General features: G+C 51.7%; 1 protein-coding gene. It reads right to left on the reverse strand.

Annotated features, from left to right (window positions below; genetic code table 11):
• The coding region (locus FC57_RS10525; RefSeq protein WP_156655828.1) for a hypothetical protein at positions 1 to 206 on the reverse strand (206 nt) is incomplete at its 3' end.
• Positions 207 to 238 lie beyond the last annotated feature (32 nt).

Raw genomic sequence — 238 nt, forward strand, 5'->3', positions numbered from 1 at the left:
CCTACTACTTGCGGCGTGCTGCCGTCGCCATAGTCAACCTTGATCCAGGCATTATCGCTGCTGCCTGCCGTTACCGCAGTATTGAAGTCGGCTGCTGTCATTGCGTCAGTTGCGGCTGCGTTCTTGTACCAGCTATAAGTAATGCCGTTGCCAAAGTATCTGCTTAACGTGCTGTTATTGCTGATCTGCTCCTTGGCCTCTGGCATTGTTGTGCCGCCATAAACATCGTGTGTCAAAT

The sequence above is a fragment of the Lactobacillus ultunensis DSM 16047 genome (genome assembly GCF_001436305.1).
Lineage (GTDB): Bacteria > Bacillota > Bacilli > Lactobacillales > Lactobacillaceae > Lactobacillus > Lactobacillus ultunensis.